The 20,902-nt window shown below is 40.8% G+C and carries 19 protein-coding genes; 10 read left to right on the top strand and 9 right to left on the bottom strand.

The window, feature by feature from the left end; translation table 11 throughout:
- Positions 1-151: 151 nt before the first annotated feature.
- Together lpxB and IQ259_RS01550 are read left to right on the top strand one after the other, a co-directional pair.
- The gene (lpxB, locus tag IQ259_RS01555; protein ID WP_193879804.1) at positions 152-1,312 is read left to right on the top strand and encodes a lipid-A-disaccharide synthase; all 1,161 of its coding nucleotides are present in this window, start codon (positions 152-154) and stop codon (positions 1,310-1,312) included.
- Between the two features lie 151 nt (positions 1,313-1,463).
- Positions 1,464-2,711 carry a DNA cytosine methyltransferase gene (locus IQ259_RS01550; RefSeq protein ID WP_193879800.1) on the top strand — a complete coding sequence of 416 codons (1,248 nt, stop codon included), beginning with the start codon at positions 1,464-1,466 and terminating at the stop codon, positions 2,709-2,711.
- 19 nt (positions 2,712-2,730) lie between these two features.
- On the opposite strand, the gene IQ259_RS01545 is transcribed toward IQ259_RS01550, so the two are convergent.
- On the bottom strand, positions 2,731-3,690 hold the full coding sequence (locus IQ259_RS01545; protein ID WP_193879797.1) for a hypothetical protein: 960 nt from the start codon (positions 3,688-3,690) through the stop codon (positions 2,731-2,733).
- A 349-nt stretch (positions 3,691-4,039) separates the two neighbouring features.
- Here IQ259_RS01545 and IQ259_RS01540 point away from each other — a divergent pair, with 349 nt between their 5' ends.
- Positions 4,040-5,953, top strand: a complete 1,914-nt coding sequence (locus IQ259_RS01540) for a GTPase family protein (RefSeq protein ID WP_193879794.1) — start codon at positions 4,040-4,042, stop codon at positions 5,951-5,953.
- Between the two features lie 63 nt (positions 5,954-6,016).
- Here the strand turns inward: IQ259_RS01540 and IQ259_RS01535 are convergent, their stop codons facing one another.
- Positions 6,017-6,466: a hypothetical protein gene (locus IQ259_RS01535; protein ID WP_193879792.1), complete on the bottom strand. Its 450-nt coding sequence runs from the start codon at positions 6,464-6,466 to the stop codon at positions 6,017-6,019.
- Positions 6,467-6,858: 392 nt separating this feature from the next.
- Complete coding sequence (locus IQ259_RS01530; RefSeq protein ID WP_193879789.1) at positions 6,859-7,713, bottom strand: DUF72 domain-containing protein; 855 nt, start codon at positions 7,711-7,713, stop codon at positions 6,859-6,861.
- A 125-nt stretch (positions 7,714-7,838) separates the two neighbouring features.
- Between IQ259_RS01530 and IQ259_RS01525 the strand changes: the two genes are divergently transcribed.
- Together IQ259_RS01525 and IQ259_RS01520 are read left to right on the top strand one after the other, a co-directional pair.
- Positions 7,839-8,336, top strand: a complete 498-nt coding sequence (locus tag IQ259_RS01525; RefSeq protein WP_193879786.1) for a DUF1622 domain-containing protein — start codon at positions 7,839-7,841, stop codon at positions 8,334-8,336.
- 248 nt (positions 8,337-8,584) lie between these two features.
- Positions 8,585-9,238, top strand: a complete 654-nt coding sequence (locus IQ259_RS01520; RefSeq protein ID WP_193880100.1) for a hypothetical protein — start codon at positions 8,585-8,587, stop codon at positions 9,236-9,238.
- 32 nt (positions 9,239-9,270) lie between these two features.
- Here the strand turns inward: IQ259_RS01520 and IQ259_RS01515 are convergent, their stop codons facing one another.
- The 3 genes from IQ259_RS01515 to IQ259_RS01505 all read right to left on the bottom strand — a co-directional run bounded on the left by IQ259_RS01515 (position 9,271) and on the right by IQ259_RS01505 (position 10,197).
- On the bottom strand, positions 9,271-9,612 hold the full coding sequence (locus IQ259_RS01515; RefSeq protein ID WP_193879783.1) for a DUF5615 family PIN-like protein: 342 nt from the start codon (positions 9,610-9,612) through the stop codon (positions 9,271-9,273).
- Positions 9,612-9,938, bottom strand: coding sequence for a DUF433 domain-containing protein (locus tag IQ259_RS01510; RefSeq protein WP_193879780.1), 327 nt, complete (start codon positions 9,936-9,938; stop codon positions 9,612-9,614). The genes IQ259_RS01515 and IQ259_RS01510 overlap by 1 nt, the downstream gene beginning before the upstream one ends.
- 100 nt (positions 9,939-10,038) lie before the next feature.
- Positions 10,039-10,197: a hypothetical protein gene (locus IQ259_RS01505; protein ID WP_228014287.1), complete on the bottom strand. Its 159-nt coding sequence runs from the start codon at positions 10,195-10,197 to the stop codon at positions 10,039-10,041.
- 319 nt (positions 10,198-10,516) lie between these two features.
- Between IQ259_RS01505 and IQ259_RS01500 the strand changes: the two genes are divergently transcribed.
- The 4 genes from IQ259_RS01500 to minE all read left to right on the top strand — a co-directional run bounded on the left by IQ259_RS01500 (position 10,517) and on the right by minE (position 14,621).
- Positions 10,517-11,863, top strand: coding sequence for a four-carbon acid sugar kinase family protein (locus tag IQ259_RS01500; protein ID WP_193879777.1), 1,347 nt, complete (start codon positions 10,517-10,519; stop codon positions 11,861-11,863).
- A gap of 431 nt (positions 11,864-12,294) precedes the next feature.
- Positions 12,295-13,440 carry a septum site-determining protein MinC gene (gene minC / locus IQ259_RS01495; protein ID WP_193879774.1) on the top strand — a complete coding sequence of 382 codons (1,146 nt, stop codon included), beginning with the start codon at positions 12,295-12,297 and terminating at the stop codon, positions 13,438-13,440.
- Between the two features lie 46 nt (positions 13,441-13,486).
- Entirely contained in the window at positions 13,487-14,293 is an 807-nt protein-coding gene (gene minD / locus IQ259_RS01490) for a septum site-determining protein MinD (RefSeq protein ID WP_193879771.1), read from the top strand.
- 28 nt (positions 14,294-14,321) lie between these two features.
- Positions 14,322-14,621, top strand: coding sequence for a cell division topological specificity factor MinE (gene minE, locus IQ259_RS01485; RefSeq protein WP_193879768.1), 300 nt, complete (start codon positions 14,322-14,324; stop codon positions 14,619-14,621).
- A gap of 490 nt (positions 14,622-15,111) precedes the next feature.
- On the opposite strand, the gene IQ259_RS01480 is transcribed toward minE, so the two are convergent.
- Complete coding sequence (locus IQ259_RS01480; RefSeq protein ID WP_193879765.1) at positions 15,112-16,461, bottom strand: hypothetical protein; 1,350 nt, start codon at positions 16,459-16,461, stop codon at positions 15,112-15,114.
- A gap of 865 nt (positions 16,462-17,326) precedes the next feature.
- Between IQ259_RS01480 and fmt the strand changes: the two genes are divergently transcribed.
- Entirely contained in the window at positions 17,327-18,334 is a 1,008-nt protein-coding gene (fmt, locus tag IQ259_RS01475; protein ID WP_193879762.1) for a methionyl-tRNA formyltransferase, read from the top strand.
- Positions 18,335-18,354: 20 nt separating this feature from the next.
- Here fmt and IQ259_RS01470 read toward each other — a convergent pair whose 3' ends face one another.
- Positions 18,355-18,720 (bottom strand): DUF6464 family protein, encoded by a 366-nt coding sequence (locus IQ259_RS01470; RefSeq protein ID WP_193879760.1) that lies wholly within the window; start codon positions 18,718-18,720, stop codon positions 18,355-18,357.
- A 516-nt stretch (positions 18,721-19,236) separates the two neighbouring features.
- Entirely contained in the window at positions 19,237-20,895 is a 1,659-nt protein-coding gene (locus tag IQ259_RS01465; RefSeq protein WP_193879758.1) for an alpha/beta hydrolase, read from the bottom strand.
- Positions 20,896-20,902 lie beyond the last annotated feature (7 nt).

Raw genomic sequence — 20,902 nt, 5'->3', positions numbered from 1 at the left:
AGGAGAAGGCAGGAGGCAGGAGGCAGGAGGCAGAAGTATGACTTTTCCGGAAACTTACCTCTAAAAATGCCTTAATCTGAATGCTTTTGGCTTTATCTCTTAATTTCTCAGCTTTTATGTCTAAAATTTTTACGAAATTTTTAATTATCAAATGCGGATATTTATCAGCACTGGCGAGGTGTCTGGCGATTTGCAAGGGTCACTGTTGATTGCAGCGATAAAACGCCAAGCTGCTGCTGGGTTGGAATTAGAAATTGTCGCCCTCGGTGGCGAAAAAATGGCAGAGGCTGGGGCAACAATTTTGGGCAATACCAGTGGGATTGGCTCAATGGGACTTTTAGAATCCCTGCCTTATATTTTGCCAACTATCAATGTACAACGGCAAGCGATCGCCTATCTCAAGCAAAATCCGCCAGACTTAGTAGTGCTGATTGATTACATGGGGCCGAATCTCGGTATTGGCACTTACATGCAGAAAAATCTCCCCGAAGTGCCTGTAGTATATTACATTGCACCGCAAGAGTGGGTATGGTCTGTGAGTTTGCGGAACACTTCCCGGATTGTTGGTTTTACAGATAAACTCTTAGCCATCTTCCCCGAAGAAGCACGTTATTATCAGGAGAACGGCGCAAATGTTAGCTGGGTAGGACATCCGTTAATTGATCGGATGCAGGATGTACCCAATCGTCAGGCGGCGCGTGCCAAATTAGGTATCATACCAGAACAAATTGCGATCGCACTTCTCCCCGCTTCGCGTCAGCAAGAACTAAAATATCTTTTACCAGTAATTTTTCAGGCTGCTCAAACAATCCAAGCTAAGTTACCAGAAGTCCATTTTTGGATTCCCCTATCTTTAGAAAGCTTCAGACAACCAATTGCTGCTGCAATTCAAAAATATGGTTTACAAGCGACAATTGTATCTGGTCAACAAAAAGAAGTGTTTGCTGCGGCTGATTTCGCCATTACCAAATCTGGCACAGTTAACTTAGAATTAGCACTGTTTAACGTGCCGCAAGTTGTAGTTTATCGCCTGAATGCCATTACTGTGTGGATTGCGCGGAAAATTCTCAAAGGTTCTATTCCCTTTGCTTCACCAGTTAATTTAGTGGTGATGAGGGAGATTGTTCCAGAGTTGTTACAAGAAAAAGCTACATCAGAGAATATTATCCAAGCCGCGATGGAGTTACTACTCAATCTTGAACGCAGACAGCAAACCTTGACAGATTATGCCCAAATGCGACAATGTTTGGGAGAAGTTGCTGTATGCGATCGCGCAGCTCAAGAAATTTTGCAAATACTAAATAAAGTATGAAGTATGTAGACACCCTTTGGGTGGCTTCCCGTACCTTTCGGGAAGCAAGCGTTCGACTGTCTCACGCCGAAGTCTACGCGTAGCGTCTCCGATAGGAGAAGGGTAGTATAAAGTATGAAGGGACTACTCAGAACTCAGCACTTAGCAATCAATGAGAAAACGACGACCAATCGCAGTTGATTTGTTCGCAGGTGCAGGTGGTATGAGCCTCGGCTTTGAACAAGCCGGTTTTGATGTATTAGCAGCCGTAGAAATTGACCCGATTCACTGCGCCACACACGAGTTTAACTTTCCTCGCTGTACAGTTTTGTGTAAAAGTGTAGAAGAGACAACAGGTAAAGAAATTCGGCGACGTTCACAAATAGGCGATCGCAAAATTGATGTAGTTATTTGTGGTTCACCCTGTCAAGGCTTTTCACTCATGGGTAAACGGGTTTTTGATGATCCGCGTAACTCTTTAGTATTTCATTTTTATCGGTTGGTGTTGGAATTACAACCAAAATATTTTGTAATGGAAAACGTTCGCGGTATTACAGTTGGCGAACACAAACAAATTCTCAAAACTTTAATTAGTGAGTTTCAATCTCAAGGCTATCAAGTAGAAGAAAATTACCAAGTTCTCAACGCTGCTCATTATGGCGTACCGCAATCCCGTGAGCGCTTGTTTCTCCTGGGAGCTAGGCGAGATGTTAAATTACCAAAGTATCCCCAGCCAATTACCCAAATAGCCAAGCCAAACCAGTCAACACAACAAAATACTCTACCACTTAGCCCGACGGTCTGGGATGCGATCGGCGATATTCCAGAAGTCGAAGAATATTCAGAGTTATTAGAGAAAGATTGGGTATTTGCCGAGTATGGCAAACCTAGCGATTACGCCTTGATACTTCGCGGTATTAGTACTTTAGCAGATGATTATGGCTGCGATCGCCAATTCGATTCCCGCATTCTCTCTTCTAGTTTCAGAACTAAACACTCGCCAACAATTATTCAACGTTTTCAAGATACTCCCCAAGGAGAAAGAGAACCCATTAGCCGCTTTCATAAACTACATCCCGATGGTGTCTGCAATACTTTAAGAGCCGGAACAGATAGATACAGAGGTTCTTTTACTTCTCCGCGTCCAATTCATCCATTGACACCTCGATGTATTACAGTTAGGGAAGCCGCACGACTGCATTCTTACCCAGACTGGTTTAGATTTCATATCACCAAATGGCATGGTTTTCGACAAGTAGGCAATTCTGTACCACCATTATTAGCAAAAGCTGTAGCAAAGGAGATTATTCGTAGTTTGAATGTCACCCCTGTAAAGCCTAGTTTTAGCCAACAATTGGGAGATGAAACGCTATTGCAATTGAAGATATTACAAGCAGCACAGCGTTATTTAATGGCTTAAATTCAGTAGCGCAATCGCATCAGGTAATTCGATTTCGATTTTTTTTGCCCAAGGGAGGTAATATTGCTAATTTTTTTAGCTTAGATATGAAATGGTTTCTTGCTAGGTATTCTAATTGATAAAGATACGCAGCACAAGTAATCCAAATTATTACTGTCATCTGCTGTAAATAATCCTTGTCCATGCCAAGCCAAAGATTTGTTCTGTAGCAATCACGGGAAAAATACGAGTAATTACAACCATAAATGTGGAAAAATGGTATAATGATGATTATTGATAATAACGATGATATTAATAACACTATTTCTGCATAAAATCCCTCCCATAAGTTATTAGGATTAAGCAAAAATTTAGCTAAACCATCTAATCTAACTGAATCTTTTCTAAGAGTCGTGAAAAATTTATGAACATAACCTATCAGTAATATGGGCAGTAAAATTCCTAATAATATAGCTAATACCAATATTTCTAAGCGCTTTGTAATGTCAGTGATGACAACTCCCCAATATACAGCGATAGTAAAGCTACAAGTAATAACAAGTGCTAAAAATGGAATTAATATTAATGCTCTCAACCATGAAATAGGATAAGGAAACCAAGCTGGCCACATTTGAGAGAAAACTTTGTGATTATTCTGCTTATTTATTTCTGAATTAATAATTTGAGGTTTAGTTTCTTTTATTTCAAAAGGAGGATATATGTAGTCTGTCCAAGAAAATGAACTTGTTCCTATTTTCCTGCCATAAATTTTTATAGAATTAATAAATTTGAGTTCTAATTTAATCATTAGTTTACGAACTAATGTAACTGAAGATGATTGCTCAGGTATTTGAATCGATTCTAATGTTAACTCCAAACAACCTTTTTGCAAAAATACTTTAACAGTAATTCCTTTCGGTTGAAAAAGATAATTTATTACTGAATTAATTGCCTGGATATCTCCTTGTCTCGCCCGCTCTAAGAGATTTGCTTGTTTCATAACTAATAAATTATAGTAGATGCAAAATAATGTATATTTTTAGAATTCCCTATTTACAAGCAAAATCAACATTATTATTTGTTTACTATGTATGCGAAGTCAGGTAAGTGGTAAAATTACGCCATACCTCCTTTCCCGTCATATACCCAATAGACTTGGACAGTTCGACTTTGTTGTGTTTTGTTGTCACTTAACCCAAGCGACTATTCTCATTTCTCTGCGTTACTCTGCAATACTTTGCGTTTAAAGAATCCCCACGCGATCATACACTTGTCTTATGAAGGGTTCCGGAAATATCAGTTACCCTAAATAGCATTACGGGAACTGTAATCAAGGCAGGTATGGGGTAATGGTGCGCTTAAAACCGTGGCAGTGGGTCATTTTAGCAACACCGATCGCAACTATCATCATTTTCTTACTGTTTTCCGCAGGTATACAAATTAATGCCTGGGGAATTAACTGGATTTGGGCTGTGTTTACCCTTGTGTTTGTTGCTTGGCGTTGGTTGCTGGTGAAATGGACACAACCCGCAATTGAGCAAGTAGAAACTGCGTTAGCAGAATTTCAGGAAGAACTAGAATCGGCGATAGATACAACCGCGCCAACTGTCAGTAATGAAGCTACACAGCAAGCGGAAGCAGCATTGCAAAAAATCCTGCAAGCTTCTATTAGCGATCGCCCGATTTGGGAAGATTGGGCTACTTTTTGGCAGCGCTGTCAAGATTTGGTAGGTGCTATTGCAAATATCTACCATCCCCAGGTGCAGTATCCTCTCCTCAATATCTATGTCCCTCAAGCTTACGGACTAATTCGCGGCACAGTAGATGACATGGATCAGTGGATGCAAAAGTTATCACCTGCTTTAAATCAAGTCACAGTCGGGCAAGCTTACCAAGCTTATGAAGTCTACCGCAAGCTAGAACCCTCTGCCCATAAACTTTTGAGAGCCTGGAACTGGGCGCAATGGTTATTAAATCCTGTGGTGGCGGTAGCAAACCGCGCTACTAAAGGTTACAGTAACCGAGCTAATCAACAATTATTGGTGAATTTAAGTCAATTATTGCGAGAAGCAGCCTTAAGAAATTTATGTCGGCAAGCGATCGCTCTCTACGGAGGTATTACACTACCAACTACAACACCAACTATCTCTACACCCACAATCCCGAAAGCAAAAACCCAAACCCTGCGAGAAATCTTAACTCAAGTTGAACCAGTCGAGGCAGTTGAGCAAAAACCTGTCAGTATTCTACTGATAGGACGAACAGGCGCAGGAAAAAGCAGTCTAATTAACACTTTATTCCAAGCCGACCTCGCGGCGGTTGATGTGTTACCCAGTACTGAGCAAATTCAAAATTACCACTGGCAAACTCAAAGCGGCGAAAGCCTCACCCTTTGGGATACACCTGGTTATGAACAAGTCAAGGGTGGGGAACTACGTCAACTAGTGCTGGAGTATGCTAGTAACGCAGATTTGCTATTGCTTGTCACACCTGCCCTTGATCCAGCTTTACAAATGGATGTGGACTTTTTAGAAGATATTAAAGCCGAATTTGCAGATTTACCTGCGATCGCAGTTGTGACGCAAGTAGATCGGCTGCGTCCTATCCGAGAATGGCAACCGCCTTATGATTGGGAATGGGGCGATCGGCCAAAGGAAATTGCAATTCGAGAAGCTACCCAGTACCGCGCCGAACGGTTGGGGGATTTTTCTAATTTAGTTGTGCCTGTAGTTACTAGTGATAGCAAAACTGGTCGAATAGCTTGGGGCGTGGAGACGCTATCATTGGGATTAATTGAAGCGATCGCACCAGCCAAACAACTGCGACTAGCTCGGTTTTTGCGTAACTTGGACTCCCGCACCGTCGCTGCTGCTAAAATTATTGACCACTATACCTTCCAGATGGCAACAACACAGGGACTCACTGCACTACTCAAAAGTCCTGTTCTTCAGTTTATTTCCACCGTGTCAACTGGTTCTCCCACCTTGGCATACTTACTAGCAGAGCAAATTCCTGTAGAACAGTTACCAATTGTCATTGGTAAACTCCAAATAGCTTATGAATTGTTCTGTTTATTGAAAACAGATGACTCTCATCAAATTAACTTCGACCTAATATCACTCTGGCCATTATTGCTAGAAAATTCCGCCACAAGCGATCGCAACGCTTGGGCATTTGGTCACGCCCTTGTGGAATACTGGACTCAGAATCTCACAGTAGAACAACTACGAGAGCGGTTTGACTATTATTTACAGCAAGTTTGATTATCTTACTTAACAATGTGATGGCTTGATTGATTCAATCGAGCCATCACATTGTTACGTCAACTAAAACCTATAGCTTGTTTGCTGTCGGGTATGTTGCCCATTCAATCCAGCTTGAATCCAATTCAAGCATTCATATTCGGAATTGAATAATTTTGGTGCTGCAATATTATTCAATAATTCTGGTGGATAATGGTCGTAGAAATATTTGCTCTCTTCTTGAAAGACGATAATCAAATTGTTACGGAAAATGTAGCGAGATTTAAAACAATCTTTTTGACTAACAAACTCTAAATGTTGGTCAAGATGTTCTTTGGCAATCTCAATTATATTAGTAATGCTATTACCGTAGATGCCTGCTGGATTCTCGGCTTTGTGAAATCTACTTTTATTGCCGATTTCTGACAACAGCTTATAGGAATAGATTTCGTAAGCATCAGCTTTGCCGTAAACAAACGGAATGATGAGATATCCTTGATATGAAATTGAGTTTTCATAAAGAAGACGACTCATCTGAACCTCCTTTGATTGAACTGCTTACACAACGATCGCACCAACTAAGTAGAAAGGTGCAAATAAACCGAACTATGTAACGGAAAGTAAAGTAGCTTGAAAACTTCTTCCCTTCTGCCTTCTGCCTCCTGCCTTGTCATAACGACAATTTTTAACACCTACCTACTTACAATCCACATTAAAAATCAATACATTTCTGTTAGTTATTTTTAAGGATTGTTAAGATGCTTTTGACAAATTTACCAAGAGTTATATAATCCTCCTCTTGAGAAAAGAAGATTTATCGAGTTTTATCAGAAATGTATGGCAATAACCATTATCACTCTTTTTGAAGAGAGTATTAATTGAATATGTTGTAAAAGTAAAAAATTGTAGAAATAACGCTGAAGAGCTTACCACAAACTTAGCTGATTGGGTGGATGATCTAGGTGAATCCAAGGTAAAGGTGGAACTTCGACACCACTTTGTTCTAATAGCTTTTGGAAATGACGGGCGGTGTCAGGCGATCGCTCTTCTAGAGGACAATGTACAAAGAAGTAAATTCGTGTCCCAGCTTGCAACCAATGTTGAATCTGCGTTACCCATTCCGCCATAAACTGCTGATTCTCTGACAAAGTGGGATGGGAAATAAACCGAATCAGGCTAAAGGGTGCTGTGACGCTGAATTGTACAGGTAATTTAGGTTTGCGTCGTTCTGATTGTAACTGGAGGTCGTCTTCTCCATTGTAGATAGGACGCGAATCTAAGAGTACCCTGCCTACACCCAACTTTTTTAATAACGCTGTTAATTGACTAGTATAAGGTTCTTTGAACCAGTTTGAATGTCTCACTTCTAAGGCTAGAGGTGCAGTGTCACGCGGCCAAGCTTCTAGAAAAGTGGTTAAATCATCAATTAATGCAGGTGGATAACTGGGGGGTAACTGGACAAACATCGGCCCCAAACGGTTCCCTAAAAGTTGCATCCCCTCCAAAAATTTCAAAGCAGCGGGAATATTGGGTTGGAGTACACCTTTATGGGTAATGTCTCGCGGTAATTTGAGGCAAAATTCAAAACCTGGAGGCGTTTCAGCTACCCAACGACTAATAGTCTCTGGGTTAGGCACAGCATAAAAGGTAGTATTGCCTTCAACTGTAGTCAAGCGATGACTGTAAAGGCGCAGAAATTCCGTAGCACGAGTACCGGGAGGGTAAAATTCACCCACCCAACCTTTATATGCCCAAACTGCACAACCAATAAAAAAGTTCACAAGCTTTAATCGACAGCATTTATTTGCTTTGGTGTTCTTACTTAATTATAAAGTCATAATGATCATGCCAGGGCTTGGTGCTGTTTTCTGGAAATATAGAAATGAGATAACTGAATTTTGGTTTTATGAAACAAAAATCTTTACAGGAATCATTGGTTGAAAGTTTGCTACCTCTGGCATTAATTTTCGGTTTGATTCTAATGTTAAGTCTCAATGTTGGAGAAACTAACCACTCAGAGATGTCCAAGATTCCGTTAGAATCATTGTTAGAATTCATTATCGGTTATCTAGCAGCAACAGCGGAAATTGCCGCCGCAATGGTGATTGGGATAGCAGTGATTAGAGGGATATTGGTTTATGTGAGCCGAAATTTTTCTCGTTCTAAACAATATTTTGACTCTACAGAATTAGTCCGCTTGCAGTTGGGAAGGTCGTTGGTGTTGGGATTAGAATTTAGTGTTGCTAGTGACATTTTACGGACTGCTGTTGCGCCTACACGCGATCATATTCTAACCTTAGGAGCGATCGTGCTGTTGCGAACGCTATTGAATTACTTTTTAGAGCGAGAAATTCAGCATGTAGAACAAAGTTACCAAAATGCTGAAAAGCATGAAAATATCTAGTTTTAGATAGATATTGGTAACAAAATTCTATACTAAATATCTCTCTTAGGACTAGTGATTTTAGTACTTATGGCTCTGAGATGAATATTCTTCTCTATTTTTACCTGCGATCGCTGTATCAAAATCGTCGTAATGTAGCCTCAGATGTATAAGCATCTTAACTTTTAACATCCGAAGCAGATGTACTACTTTGAGCAAACCCGATTAAAATGAATACGCGATCGCACTTTTTACAGGAGTATACAGCCGTGCAGCCGGACTTAATAGGCTTGGAAATTAGTAAGGGAGAATTGAGACGCTTGACTGGGTTCGATCCAGAAGATGTTGTCCGGCCTTCGGTGATGAAAGATAGTGAGAAGCGATTCGGATTTTTGATGAATGAAATGCTGGTGGCGTTAGCACTCACGCCAATTCTGGTTGGGTTTATTTATGCGTTTATTATTTTGCCAATTATTGGTTCTTCAGTTAAATTAGGCATTATTTTACTAATTTTAGTACCACTGGCTGTTGTATTTGGGCGATCGCTATGGCGGCGTTTTACCTGTCCTCAAACCCTAACTATACTTTTAGATGAAGTTGATCAATATCACAGTGTAATCAAAGCTATAGATATTCACGACCAATTAGCAACATCAGGTAATTCTATTAACGATAGAGAACCAGTAATTTCTGCCTTGCAACTGATTCGAGAAGATTTAGTACGGGCTTTAAAAACCGAGCGAATTTTGCGGGATAATAAAAAACTGCTCGCAAATAATCAAGAATTATTTGTGAATAATTTAGCAAATCTGCAAGCCTTACAAGTCAGTACTCAAGCTGGCGAATATGCTCAACTGCTGAATCAATCATTGCAGATTGCTCTTGATGTGCAAGCCGAAATCAGAAAACTGCAAAAGCCTTAATTTAGTGTTTCGAGGTACAAGTAAAAAGTTTTTTATTTCCCAGGGCGGATCACACTAATCAATTTACCTGACAATGGTTCATTCGCTAAAATCGCTGCATGAATTCGTGCGGCTAAACTGCTTCTATCTGAATCGTCTGTGCAAATGATAATACCACCATGACTAGAGGATGAACGATGCAAACGTTTGAAGTCCCGACGATTTAGGGTTAAAACAACTCGCTTATTGCTACTGGCAAATATCAGAACTTCATCATCGGGAATTTTTAAATTAGCTTTGCCAGCTGCTTGAACAGTCAAAACATCATGTTTTAAATCACGTAAGTATTCTACAACTTCAAACGGAAATTGTTCATCTGCATACAAACAAGCCATTAATCTTCTTCATTCTCCTGAATGGCTGTTTCAATTTCCTCTGGGTACACTGTTGCATAAACCCAAGCATTAGTTAAGTCAGTAGCAGATAAAGTTGGATAGTCTTTCAACAGTTGAGCTTCACTAATACCTAATCTCCGAGCATTTATTAATACCCAGACAGGAATACGGGTTCCAGTAATACAAGCATCTCCACCACACACCCCTGGAATTTTTTCAATACCTCGCCAAGAATTATCTAAGCTTTGAGCCAGTATTTGAATTGCTTGTGCTTTCTCGTTTGGTGTCAAGGCAAGTAATTGTGGTTCTAATTTTTGCAGCGTCATAGTCTTGCCAAGTTTGCAGCCGAAGATACTATATACAATATAGCAATCTGAAATATGAACATACAGTTTTTGCGTGGATAATAAGAAACTAGAATTTGGCTCACTGGCTTAAAGGTTCAATTAATCCACGTTTGACAGCTTCATTCAGTGCAATTGCTTTCATCAAGAGTCCTGCTTGGTAAATCTGCATCAGGTTTTTTAACTCTGGACACTCATCTATAGTGATAGTACCCTGTTGGCACTCAAGCAGTTCACTCAATCAAGCATCCTGTTCAGGTTCCATTTGCAGTTCCGTTAGTGCTAGAACTTGTTCGTTGGGTAAATTAATGGTGATTTTGGTATTCATGACTTTGAGAACAATATTCTTCTTTATTTTTACCTACGATCGCTGCTTTTCTAAAGGGTAATGCGATCGCATCCCTCCAGAAGTTCTAATTCCCCTGTATTATCCGTATATCTGTGGTTCATTTATTTGAAAAATCGCTCTGAGAAGTCCCTTATCTAAAACTTGAACATACCGTTTTTGCGGGATAATAAAGCCTTAAATATCCCACACAAAAATCGCGCTGCCGACTCACATGAGTAACAAACCAAAAATAATTGTCTTAGATGATGACCCAACAGGTTCACAAACCGTCCACAGCTGCTTGCTGCTGATGCGCTGGGATGTGGATACTTTACGCATCGGGTTGCGTGATGATTCACCAATTTTTTTTGTACTGACTAACACCCGTGCTTTACCTCCAGAGTCAGCCGCATCTGTAACTAAGGAAGTCTGTCAAAATTTAAAACAAGCAATAACAGCAGAAGGAATTAGTGATTTTTTGGTGGTTAGCCGTTCTGATTCTACCTTGCGTGGGCATTATCCAATTGAAACTGATGCGATCGCTGATGAACTCGGTTCCTTTGATGCTCATTTTCTCGTCCCGGCGTTTTTTGTTGGCGAAGCCTCTCGAAGAGAAGGTGGACGCATCACCCGTGACAGCATACATTACTTAATTATTGACGGTGTACCAACTCCAGTGCATGAAACTGAGTTTGCCCGTGATTCTGTATTTGGTTATCATCACAGTTACTTACCCAAATACGTAGAAGAAAAAACTCAAGGTCGCATCAGTGCGGAGTCTGTCACCAGATTTTTACTTCCTGATATTCGTGCTGGTAGCTTAGAACGCTTGCTTAAACTCACTGATAATCAGTGCGCTGTGGTTGATGGTGAAACTCAATCTGATCTTGACACTTTTGCCAAAGATTTATTAGCCGCCGCAAGTCTTGGTAAACGCTTTTTATTTCGCAGCGCCGCCAGCATTTTAACTGCGTTAGCCGCATTACCACCCCAACCCATTGCCGCCGAAAACATGGCACAATGTGTGCGACAAAGCAAACCTGGTGCAGTAATTGTCGGTTCCCATGTCAAAAAAACAACTCAGCAGTTAGAAGTGCTGTTGCAAACAGAAGGAACAGTGGGAATTGAAGTCGAGGTACAGCGATTACTGCATAATCAAGAAAATTCAGCTAACATACTGCTTACAGAAATATTAGAAAATATCCAGACTGTACATAACGCTGGTAAAACACCAGTTATTTATACTAGCCGTCAAGAACTCACTTTTAATGATGTTAAAACGCGTCTTGATTTTGGCATTCAGGTTTCAGGTTTATTGATGGATATTGTCCAGGGTTTACCTTCTGATATCGGCTTCTTAATTAGCAAAGGCGGTATTACCTCAAATGATGTCTTGAGTACAGGCTTGGCTTTAACAACAGCACAATTACTAGGGCAAATTCTGCCTGGTTGTTCGATGGTGATTACACCTTCTAACCATCCACAATTACCAAATCTACCAGTAGTATTGTTTCCAGGTAATGTTGGCGATGCTCATGCCTTAGCAACAGTTTACAAACGATTGACCAAAAAAGTATGAAGTGTGTTCGCCCCTAGCGTTCCCGGAGGGCAGTCTGAAGCCTGAAAGCTTTAGCAGTACGGATTTTAGCCTTCAAATATCATTTGTCACTAGATGTTGATAAAAACTATTGACCATTGACCCTTAACTAATGACAATCTGCAAAAAAAAGTGCAATATGTATGCCTAATAGCTGTCTACATCTGTAGTTAAGAATAATAAATCAGGGTTGATACAAAATGTTTGTTCTGAAATACTTCAGAAACATCAGTTTCGATAAAAATTTCAAAAGTCTTGAGCATCGGCTGTTGGTACATTCCACGGGAGGTAGCAGACGCGTTGACAGCATTCAGTACTCATAACTTTCTTGGGTGAGAATGTTTTTACGTTGTGCAACTAATTTAAGATAAGTAATTACCCGGAATTTCCGTCGTGTTTATAGCTGGTGCTGCATGACTTCTGATTTTGCTATCCCCAATCCAGAGTCAAATTCTGCACTTCCTGATGCAGAGTCAATCTCTCACCTATCGGATGTAGAGGTAAATTCTATCGTTTCTCATATCGAGCCGGATTCCACCGTTTCTGAGATAGATACCCATTCTGTCATTCCAGATGCGGAGTTATCATCTGTTCTCCTTTATTTAAAATCAAATTCTCCGCCTTTAGTGTTAAATCCAGAATCTGTCCCTAGAGAACTAGAGTCAACTTCTCAACCTCAGGATATAGAGTTAAATTCTACTTCCAGAGAATTGGAGTTAAATTTGACTAAGGACTTAGAAAGTAATGCTGAAACCCAAAATGTAGATTTGAGTTCTACCCTTTGGGATGTGACTCCAACAGAAATAGACAATCGACTCAAAAACAATATTCAAGTTCAGTTCAAAAATGAAGCCGGAAAACTGTTAGTGATTTTGCCGACAGAATCTCAACTACCAGCTTCAGAACTAGCTTGGTCTGATATTTGGCAACAATTAAAGGTGCGATTAAATGCAGGCGATCGCTTAAGGATACCAAACACACCAGTACATTTGGTAGCCCATGACCGCTTGTTAGATGGCAGACAACTGCAAGATTTAGCTGAAAGCTTTAGCGAAGTGCAACTCCAGCTAAAATCTGTAGCCACTAGTCGGAGACAAACAGCGATCGCGGCTGTCACATCAGGTTATTCTGTAGAACAGCTACAACCACAAACCTCCCTCAGTTCTGAAGTCCAAGCTGCTCCCACACCCCAAGCAGATGCTCTCTATCTCGAAATGACCGTACGTTCAGGAGTGGAAATTCGCCATCCCGGAACAGTAATTTTGCTAGGAGATGTCAATCCAGGTGGTATCGTAGTTGCAGAAGGAGATATTTTAGTGTGGGGGCGTTTACGTGGAATTGCTCATGCTGGTGCTGGGGGTAACAGCGAGTGTCTGATTATGGCTTTGCAAATGGAACCAACCCAATTGCGGATTGCTGATGCCGTAGCTAGAGCGCCAGAGAAATCGCCATCGCAATTTTTTCCTGAGGTGGCACATATCACACCCCAAGGAATTCGCATCGCTAGGGCTACTGATTTTTCCCGAAATCAATTAATTAGGATAAATCCAGTACCATAAATATTTATTATATTTTCCTGAACCCTCATCGCTCGCAACTCTGAACATGACTCGCATTATTGTGATTACCTCCGGCAAAGGAGGGGTGGGTAAAACTACAGTTTCAGCAAACCTAGGCATGGCTCTAGCTAAAATGGGTCGTCAAATCGCCTTGGTTGATGCAGATTTTGGTTTGAGAAATTTGGACTTGCTGTTAGGACTAGAAAACCGCATTGTCTATACGGCTGTAGAAGTCCTCTCAAGAGAGTGTCGATTAGAACAAGCTCTAGTTAAAGACAAGCGCCAAACTAACCTCGTACTCCTACCAGCAGCCCAAAACCGTTCCAAAGATGCAGTCACCCCCGAACAAATGAAGTTATTGGTGAATGCACTGGCACAAAAATATCAGTACGTAATTATTGATAGTCCGGCGGGGATTGAAAACGGATTTAAAAATGCGATCGCCCCAGCCAAAGAAGCCCTCATCGTCACCACACCGGAAATTTCCGCAGTCCGAGACGCTGACCGGGTAGTTGGGTTACTAGAAGCACAAGGCATCAAACGTGTACACTTAATAATCAACCGGATCAGACCGGCAATGGTACAGGCAAACGATATGATGTCTGTTCAAGATGTTCAGGAACTTCTGGCCATCCCTCTAATTGGCGTGATCCCTGACGATGAGCGTGTAATAGTCTCGACCAATCGCGGCGAACCTTTGGTATTAGGGGATACACCCTCTTTAGCTGCCATAGCTGTTGAAAATATTGCTCGTAGATTGGAAGGTGAAACGGTCGAATTTTTGGATCTCGACGCGCCTCCAGACAACATCTTCGCTCGTTTGCGGAAATTGTTGTGGACAAAGATTGTTTAATATTCCAGTCTCCTGAGAACTATTGGCAATGATCATTGAAATTATCGAACGACTTTTTTCTCGACCTCCTGAAAACAGTCGCAATCAAGTTAAGCGTCGCCTGCAAGTAGTCATAGCCCACGACCGCGCTGACCTAGATGCTCAGACGCTGGAAAAAATGCGGCAGGAAATTCTCGAAATAGTCTGTCGCTATGTGGAAATCGAAACTGATGGCCTAGAGTTTACCCTCGAAAGCAACCAAAGGACAACAGCATTGATTGCTAATCTACCTATCCGGCGGGTGAAAGACCCCATATCTCTCTTGGAAAGTGGTGATCAATCACAGTAATTTATCAAGTTGAATTTTTGAACTAGGTAGTACTGCGATTCATCTCAATTGCTGTGTATTGTTTGTGGGCAAAGTCTATTCTAAAAAAATAGATTAATTTGCTATGAGATAAAAATCTTTAGACCATACCCCTAAAGTTGTAACGTCATATATAGAAAAGGGGTGTTGCATAAATGCGGGATGATTTTCTTATATTTATCTCTCAAAACCTCTTCTTCTCTACGAGACGCTGCGCGTTGGCGGAAGCCTCTCGTAGAGAATGCGTACTTTGCGTACTTTGCGGTTCATTATTTCATCCCTAAATTCAGCAACGCCAGAAAAGGTTTTGGGTAGAACTTGCCGATTAGTAGAAACATTGCATTGCAAGGTCTCTACTAAATTTATCTAAGCTATATTGCATTATCCAAATATTTGTTTGTCTGTTAAAAAAAATTTCCCGTTATCAGCTATGGTAACAACGGGAATCAATAAAATTTTCTATAAACTGAAATTATCGAGTCGCAACTTGTGGCCCTGACCACACTTCTGAAAGTTTGTCACCGAAAGTAACAGGTTGATCGGTATCTGTTGTGTTGACTCTCTTGCCATCAGTAGCAACTTGTACCAAAGGCCAGTCTTCTTCACCCATTTCTCCCTCGCGGAACAGTACATGATCGGGTTGATTTTTACTCCAACCTAGCAACACCGCAATTTTTTCATGCTCATGCTCATTATCCTGGCGAGGAGTAGGTGCAACGGTATTGGCGTGGTTTTTTTGCCGATCCCAAATGACTGCATGATCTGTAGCGTCACCTGTGTTAAATACCCCTTCAAACTTGCGTGCCAAAAAGCGATCGCTTTTTTCTGACCAACTAACAGGCACTAATACCCCAATTTTGCCATTGTCATGGATTTGTTCTGGAGGTGCAACACTGGTCTTTAATAGTGGATCATTTTTTTGAGAAGTTGAAGCCATTACCCACATTTTCTTAGTCTGTCTATCTTCGACAAACATCGTACTGGTAACTCGGCTGTTATACATTTCGGGCTTGATTTCCATTTGCACCCGACTATAAACCGCAAATTTACCATCAGGAGAAATCACAGGTACACTACGGTAATAGCGCACTCCAGTATTACCTTTTGACCCAATAGCTTCTTGAGTTGCAACAATCCATTTCCAGGGAATTGGATGTGGACTACCGATGGGATCTATTTGTTCTGCTTGCTCCTCACTAGGTGCTTCAGATACAGGTGCTTCTGTTGTGGAATCTGGTTCTGGCTGTTGGGGAAGCGGTGCAATAGCTGGAATTCGAGGTGCTGCTGATGATCCCACAAGAGACTTTCTCTTGTTTGAAAAATTTTCTGCTTGAAGCAATGATTCAATCTCGGCAGCTTGTAATTTTGCTGCTATTTTTAAGTCGCTAATAAGTGAGTTGGGAATTGGAGCCAGTTCCACTGCTGCCAAGGGATCAGCAGTAGTTAAATCCCCGCTTGCTTGAGAGTCATTTTTGATTGCATAATCTGCTACTACTAAAGACTCAGTTTCTTGTGCGTGTAAAACTGGCTGTTCCCCAATTACAGCTATATTCTGTGGTACTGAATTAGATTCTCCAACTGTGGTATTGCTGGGATCATCTTGAAATATTCCTGCTAAATCAGGTTCGCCAACATTAGCTTTTTCCTGAGGTACAGCTTCGTCCGCTGTTTCAGGAGCAATTTTAGCTACTGCTTTGGATTGTTTAGCAGAGGTAGAGTGACCTGATGCCGCAATTAAAGGAGCAATCAGCATCACTAGGACAACAGAATTAAGAAATGGTTGCACACGGAACCATCCTGACAGCAAGAGGGGTTTGAGCATGTGTGGACTCTCTAGAAGTGCGGGTGCTGTGTGAGGAGCAATCGATGTCTATGTAGCCAGGGGAAAGGTGATGATTACAGGTATAACAACAAACTCAATGTTTTAACGAGTTGTTGGAGATAATTTTTTAAACTTGCAGTCGGTCACTAAAATTTAGTATCATTACTTACGCCTTTTACTTAAAAAATACTACTTATTTTGGACAGTTATGCCAGCATAAAACTGATGCAGATTAACGGCAAAATTACTGCATAAAAAAATATCTACGCTCATAACACGTAATCAACCACACCAAAAAATTGGTACTTAGTTAAGAAGTACTAAGCGTGTAATTTGGGCTACAGATACTTGTAGCCTAGAGGTAGAGCCAAATAACTGAACTGTTGGGATAGGCTTTAGCAATTGCTAAACCGCAGGAGGCTCCCCTATTTATTCCTGCTACAACAGCGCAGACCCCGGTAACGGTAAAGTGAGTGAGGCGTTACTTTAAAAGCTGGGAAAGCTGACGCACAATACATAATACTCGAAAAACAGAGTTAGTATCCACCCCTAAGAATAAATTAATATCTAACTGTAACAATTGCGAGAGCGCAACTACACTTAATAACCGCATCTGGGGAAAATGCCCAAACAGGTTTGTTTGGTAAACCTAACAAGGCTTGTTTTTGTACCTAGCTAAAACCGGGCTTACCAACAAAGTATCAAGTTGATATGAATTTATCAACATCTTGAATGAAATTGTTTTCAGTTTATCAATAAAACCCAAGTTTTGCCAACTGAATGTGAGAAATAGGCAGTAAGAAGGATAATAATAAATAACTAAGTAACTATTACCTATTGACTATTAACCATTGACTCTTAACTAATGAAAGTTGTATTTTTTGGTACTCCTGAATTTGCTGTTCCTACCCTAGAAAAATTACTGAATCACTCAGAATTTGAAGTTTTGGCAGTAGTTACCCAACCCGATAAGCGTCGGGAACGAGGAAACAAATTAACTCCTTCACCAGTAAAAACATTTGCTGTCAATCATAATTTGCCAGTGTGGCAACCAGAACGAGTCAAAAAAGACAGTGCAACTTTATGCAATCTGCAACAAACAGCAGCTGATGTGTTTGTTGTAGTGGCTTATGGACAGATTTTGTCACGAAAAATCTTGAACATGCCTAAGTTGGGTTGCATTAATGTGCATGGCTCGATTTTACCTAAGTATCGGGGTGCAGCTCCAATTCAGTGGTGTCTGTGTAATGGCGAACTAGAAACAGGGATTACCACAATGTTAATGGATGTCGGTATGGATACAGGAGATATGCTACTAAAAGCAACCACACCAATTAGATTGTTAGATAATGCTGATAATTTAGCCGAGAGATTAGCAACGATTGGTGGAGATTTATTAATAGAAACTCTGTTAAAATTGAAGCGCCAAGAAATTCAACCAGTTCCGCAAAACAACGCAGAAGCTACCTATGCCTCTTTGATTCAAAAGCAAGATTACGAGTTAGATTGGTCAAAGAGTGCTATGCAATTACACAATCAAATTCGGGGTTTTTACCCTAACTGCTTTACGACTTTTCGCAACCAAACTCTCAAAATTACAGCCACCCTTCCCCTTGGTTCTACTTACGGTGAAAAACTACCACCAGAATTAGAAAAAATACATCAAAAATTACCTGATTTATCAAATATATCCGGTAGCCCAGGTGAAATAGTAAGCATTGCCAAGGGAATAGGAGCGATCGCTCAAACTGGTACAGGTTTATTATTATTACGGGAAGTTCAGTTAGCTGGCAAACGTCCCCAGTCAGGATGGGATTTTGTTAATGGTACTCGTTTAATCGTAGGTGAAGTATTAAAGAAGTCTGAAGTGTGAAGTATGAAATTTTTCATACTTTAGCCTTCATACTTCATACTTTCGTAGTAGCGACAATCTTCACAAGGCCCGTGGGGGTTGACTGCACAGCGAACAATCTCTGAATGTGCATTATACGTACAAGTTGCATCACCAACTACCCAACGTCCATTGAATAAGGTTTTTTCTGTTGGTCTTTGAGCCGATTGCACGTAGACAGCTATATTGTACAGACGATAACGCCCTGATTTAAATTGATATCGATGACGACGCTCTAGAACAGCGTAGGTGTTACCTTCAAAATCAAGGTAATTTCCGGGTTGGGGTGTCCAATCAAGTTGGACTTTACCGAGGGACTGACGCGGATGCGTCAGTATAACCTCGGTTGGTAGAGAGTCTGGCTCCATAAGTTTATGTGATGTGATTTATATTATAAAAATAGTATCGCAGGAGCCTACTCTTGCTTATCCGACTTCGATTATAATTAACAGACAACTTTATTTCTGCCGTCATTCCCAAGTGCAATCGCTTGAATGCTTCGTAACTTCTTACTTCTGGGAAGAGTTTTTTGTAAGCAGCACAATAATTATCGACAAAGCTGACTGTCTTATTAGGAATTCTGGGCTGTGTCATAGCTCCATCCATCCCTTCAGCGTTTTACTTTTATTTTACTCTGCCTATAGTGATGAAAGAGGGTTAACCTGATATACTCCTAGTTAACAGTTTTTCCTATTCCCCAATTGTCTAGTGGTTTTTATAAACTTCAATCTATTGTTTATAACCTCACCAGTTCAATTTTTATTTTCCTAACTCACTCTGATTTTTACTTTTCCTCTGCCTAAAGTGACAAAACAGGGTTATACAATTTAGTACGGACTTACCCTACGCCCTTACATCATTTCTGGAGATGGCTATTGCTTTACTCACTTCACCGCTAAATCCAGCCAAGGTTTGATATTTGTTGGTAAATCGGAATTCAGGCGTAGGGGTAGTTCAGGTGTAGATAGAGACTGAGCGTAGTCTGCTGTTAAAAATGGCTGGTAAGTCTGAGCTTCTGGTGTGAGTTGTTTAATAAAAGCTAGACTGACACTACGAACTAGCTGGCGCAAAGGCTGAGTTTCTTGGCCTCGCTTTTCTTTAATAATTCTAGAAGCTTCACCCACTGGATATGCTGGGTCAATAATACTCAAATGAGTAGCACCAATGGCAGTTAACAGATATTTGCTACTCCGCAACTGAGTAAAAGGTCTGATTTGGTGAGTTAAGGCTGGAGTTAAGGCATCTTCAGTTGCAGTCAAAATTAAAACAGGCTTGGTAATGCGCGAGAGTCCCTGTTTACCAAAAAGTTTACCTGTAAGAGGGTTAAGCGCGATCGCACTTTTGACCCGTTCATCTCGCAATTGGATTTTTTTCTCTTTTAAAGATGCCGCGGAGCATTGTAACCAATCACCAGGGGCTTTAGCAAAGCTGAGAGAAGTTTTGCAGAATTGTCGCACTTCCTCTAAATTAACCTCTCCACCCACCAAAGTTAAAGCGGTATAGCCTCCCAATGAGTGACCAATGACGGTAACTTTATCTGTGTTGAGTTTTCCTTGCAGTTGTCCTGGTTGAGTGTTGAGAATCGCCAGTTCGTTGAGTAAAAAGCTAATATCTTTGGGTAGATCAATAAATTCTTTAGCTGGTAATAGTTGTGCTAAATTCCCTTGATTGGAAGTGTTTGTAATCGCCACGGAATTACTACCAGGATGTTCAATGGCTGCAACGCTGATGCCATGAGAAGCTAAATGATGCGCTAGATAGCTGGCAAATCTACGATTGGCTCCAAATCCGTGGGAAATTACCACCAGTGGCGCTGTCGTGTCAGTTTTTTGACTCCAGTAAATATCTACAGGAATATTGCGTTGACGTTGTTTGTCTTGAAAAGTGAGTGTCTGTTGCTCTACTGCTTCTTGGCCAGTGGCGGCTGGGTCAAAAGTAGGTTGAAAGGGTGTATTATTTTTAACTATTAAATCTCTTGCTAGTAAACTACCAAGGGCTTGACTTTGTAAGTTGTTGGGATTTAATTCTGTAGTAATTTGCAGTAATTGAGTTACATCTAGGTTAATATTTGCGGTTGGGTAGGCTTTTAGGAAACTAATGGCGCTCAAACCATTAACTTGACGCAAACCGATGCTGATGGCTGCTTGCAAACTTTCTTTTGTACTACCAGGAACTGCCGCTTCTAAGGATGTAATAACTTGTTTGCCTTGCGGCAATAGAACCAGTTCATCAACAAATTTATCTGCAAATTTCGGATCTACTTGGACTCGTCGATTGAGTAATTCTCGTAGTTCCGGGGTCAAGAAAGATTCGTAAGCTTGGAGAGTTTTGGACAGTGTACCAGTTTTAGCAAATTTTTCGATGTCAGCGATCGCCACAGATGGCTGAAACGGGCCGAAACGAATAGTTACTGTTTCTGCGGCTAAAGTAGCGGGTATTCCTACACCCCAACCCAAAACAAGACTCAGACTAAACAACAATCCTTGCAAGCGAGAACGCTTACAAGGATTGTTGCTTGGTTTAAATTGCAAAGCATCTGCCATTTTTTGT

Origin of the sequence: Fortiea sp. LEGE XX443 (assembly GCF_015206815.1) — a bacterium.
Lineage (GTDB): Bacteria > Cyanobacteriota > Cyanobacteriia > Cyanobacteriales > Nostocaceae > Nostoc_B.
Note: the sequence above shows the minus strand (reverse complement) of the source record. Positions and strands in the feature narration are given on the sequence as shown.

Bases quoted from the DNA above. Each gene is read 5' to 3' on its own strand.
- lpxB (WP_193879804.1), top strand. From the start codon at position 152: ATGCGGATATTTATCAGCACTGGCGAGGTGTCTGGCGATTTGCAAGGG.
- IQ259_RS01550 (WP_193879800.1), top strand. From the start codon at position 1,464: ATGAGAAAACGACGACCAATCGCAGTTGATTTGTTCGCAGGTGCAGGT.
- IQ259_RS01545 (WP_193879797.1), bottom strand. From the start codon at position 3,690: ATGAAACAAGCAAATCTCTTAGAGCGGGCGAGACAAGGAGATATCCAG.
- IQ259_RS01540 (WP_193879794.1), top strand. From the start codon at position 4,040: ATGGTGCGCTTAAAACCGTGGCAGTGGGTCATTTTAGCAACACCGATC.
- IQ259_RS01535 (WP_193879792.1), bottom strand. From the start codon at position 6,466: ATGAGTCGTCTTCTTTATGAAAACTCAATTTCATATCAAGGATATCTC.
- IQ259_RS01525 (WP_193879786.1), top strand. From the start codon at position 7,839: ATGAAACAAAAATCTTTACAGGAATCATTGGTTGAAAGTTTGCTACCT.
- IQ259_RS01515 (WP_193879783.1), bottom strand. From the start codon at position 9,612: ATGGCTTGTTTGTATGCAGATGAACAATTTCCGTTTGAAGTTGTAGAA.
- IQ259_RS01510 (WP_193879780.1), bottom strand. From the start codon at position 9,938: ATGACGCTGCAAAAATTAGAACCACAATTACTTGCCTTGACACCAAAC.
- IQ259_RS01500 (WP_193879777.1), top strand. From the start codon at position 10,517: ATGAGTAACAAACCAAAAATAATTGTCTTAGATGATGACCCAACAGGT.
- minC (WP_193879774.1), top strand. From the start codon at position 12,295: ATGACTTCTGATTTTGCTATCCCCAATCCAGAGTCAAATTCTGCACTT.
- minD (WP_193879771.1), top strand. From the start codon at position 13,487: ATGACTCGCATTATTGTGATTACCTCCGGCAAAGGAGGGGTGGGTAAA.
- minE (WP_193879768.1), top strand. From the start codon at position 14,322: ATGATCATTGAAATTATCGAACGACTTTTTTCTCGACCTCCTGAAAAC.
- IQ259_RS01480 (WP_193879765.1), bottom strand. From the start codon at position 16,461: ATGCTCAAACCCCTCTTGCTGTCAGGATGGTTCCGTGTGCAACCATTT.
- fmt (WP_193879762.1), top strand. From the start codon at position 17,327: ATGAAAGTTGTATTTTTTGGTACTCCTGAATTTGCTGTTCCTACCCTA.
- IQ259_RS01470 (WP_193879760.1), bottom strand. From the start codon at position 18,720: ATGGAGCCAGACTCTCTACCAACCGAGGTTATACTGACGCATCCGCGT.
- IQ259_RS01465 (WP_193879758.1), bottom strand. From the start codon at position 20,895: ATGGCAGATGCTTTGCAATTTAAACCAAGCAACAATCCTTGTAAGCGT.